Genomic DNA, 2260 nt, shown 5'->3' with positions numbered 1-2260 from the left:
TCCCGCCGCTGCCTTGTGCTGCGCTGGACTGACCGCCATCTGCTTTTCGTGGCCGGCCGCGCCGGTCCTTCCCCCGCTACCGAGACTTCCGCGATGACCAATCCCCTGCTCGATTTTTCCGGCCTGCCGCGCTTCGATGCGATCCAGCCCGAGCACATCGGCCCGGCGATCGACACGCTGCTGGCGCAGGCCGAGGCCGCCGTGGCCGCCGCCGAGACGGTGGCGCCGGTGCGCTGGGACAGCTTCGTGGCGCCGCTGGACGATGCCACCGAGCGCCTGTGGCGCGCCTGGGGCCAGGTGAGTCACCTGCAGGCGGTGGTCAACACGCCGGCGCTGCGCGAGGCCTACAACGCCAACCTGCCCAAGGTGACGCGCTTCTCCAGCGCGCTGGGGCAGAACCTGGCGCTGTTCGCGCAGTACCGCACGCTGGCGCAGTCGCCGGAGGCGGCCGCGCTCGGCCCGGCGCAGCGCAAGGTGCTGGACAACGCGCTGCGCGATTTCCGCCTGGGCGGCGCCGAACTGGGCGAGACCGACAAGCAGCGCTTCGCCGCGATCCAGGAAGAACTGTCGGCGCTGTCGGCCAAGTTCTCGCAGAACGTGCTCGACGCGACCGATGCGTGGTCGCTGCTGGTCGACGACCCGGCACGCCTGGCCGGCCTGCCCGAGGACAGCATCGCAGCCGCGCGCGCGGCGGCCGAGCGCGACGGCCAGGCGGGTTGGAAGCTGACCCTGCAGATGCCGTGCTACCTGCCGGTGCAGATGTATGCCGAGGACCGTGCGCTGCGCGAAACGCTGTACCGCGCCAACGCGATCCGCGCCTCGGAGTTCGGCGATGTGGCGCTGGACAACAGCGCGGCGATCGGGCGCATCCTCGCCCTGCGCGGCGAACTGGCGGCGCTGCTCGGCTTCGCCAGCTACGCCGAGTATTCGCTGGCGACGAAGATGGCGCAGGATCCGGCGCAGGTGCTGGAGTTCCTGCACGATCTGGCCGCACGCGCCAAGCCCTACGCGCAGCGCGACCGCGCCGAACTGGAGGCATTCGCGCGCGAGCACCTGGGCCTGGACACGCTGGAAGCCTGGGATCTGGCCTATGCCGGCGAAAAGCTCAAGCAGGCGCGCTACAGCTTCTCCGAGCAGGAAGTGAAGCGCTACTTCACCGAGCCCAAGGTGCTGGAGGGCCTGTTCGGCCTGATCCACGACCTCTACGGCCTGCGCGTGGAGGCCGACAGCGCGCCGGTGTGGCATCCGGACGTGCGCTTCTTCCGCCTCAGCGATGCGCAGGGGCGCCTGGTCGGGCAGTTCTACCTGGACCTGTACGCGCGCGAAGGCAAGCGCGGCGGCGCCTGGATGGACGACTGCCGCAACCGCCGCGAACGCGCCGACGGCGTGCAGACCCCGCTGGTGTACCTGGTGTGCAATTTCGGCCGCGGCAGCGACGGCAAGCCGGCCACCTTCACCCACAACGAGGTCACCACCCTGTTCCACGAGATGGGCCATGGCCTGCACCAGTTGCTGACCCAGGTCGGCGAACTGGGCGTGGCCGGCATCAACGGCGTGGAATGGGACGCGGTGGAACTGCCCAGCCAGTTCATGGAGAACTTCTGCTGGGAATGGCCGCGCCTGCAGGCGATGACCGCGCACGTGGACAGCGGCGAACCGCTGCCGCGCGCGCTGTTCGACAAGATGCTCGCGGCGAAGAACTACCAGAGCGGCATGTTCACGGTGCGCCAGCTCGAGTTCGCGCTGTTCGATATGCAGCTGCACCACAGCTTCGATGCGCAGTCCGACAGCGTGCTGCAGTTGCTCGAGCGCGTGCGCGACGCCGTGGCGGTGAACCGGCCGCCGGCGTGGAACCGCTTCCCGCACCAGTTCAACCACATCTTCGCTGGCGGCTATGCGGCCGGCTATTACAGCTACAAGTGGGCCGAGGTGCTCAGCGCCGACGCGTATGCCGCATTCGAGGAAGCGCCTGACCAGTTGGCGGACACCGGCGCGCGCTTCCTGCGCGAGATCCTCTCGCGCGGCGGCAGCCGCCCGGCGCTGGAGAACTTCACTGCCTTCCGCGGTCGCGTGCCGGAACTGGAGGCGTTGCTGCGGCACAGCGGCATGGCCGGATAAGCCGGGATTCGGGATTCGGGATTCGGGATTGGGGATGACCAGCCTGCGGCCGTTGAGAACCGGGATTCGAGATTTTGCTGCGCAGGCGTAGTGGTTGCGATTGCACTGTGGGAGTGGCTTCAGCCCCGACGGGCTTTCCCGG

1 protein-coding gene is annotated in these 2260 nt (G+C 69.1%); it reads left to right on the top strand.

The genetic code is table 11. From position 1 onward, the window contains the following. Positions 1–93: 93 nt before the first annotated feature. Positions 94–2118, top strand: a complete 2025-nt coding sequence (locus tag D183_RS0116205) for a M3 family metallopeptidase (RefSeq protein ID WP_017909923.1) — start codon at positions 94–96, stop codon at positions 2116–2118. Positions 2119–2260: the final 142 nt, after the last annotated feature.

This window comes from Xanthomonas sp. SHU 199 (assembly GCF_000364665.1).
GTDB classification, from domain to species: Bacteria; Pseudomonadota; Gammaproteobacteria; order Xanthomonadales; family Xanthomonadaceae; genus Xanthomonas_A; species Xanthomonas_A sontii.
Note: the sequence above shows the minus strand (reverse complement) of the source record. Positions and strands in the feature narration are given on the sequence as shown.

What these genes read in the sequence shown, in the direction of transcription:
- D183_RS0116205 (WP_017909923.1), top strand. Translation starts at nt 94, where the DNA reads ATGACCAATCCCCTGCTCGATTTTTCCGGCCTGCCGCGCTTCGATGCG.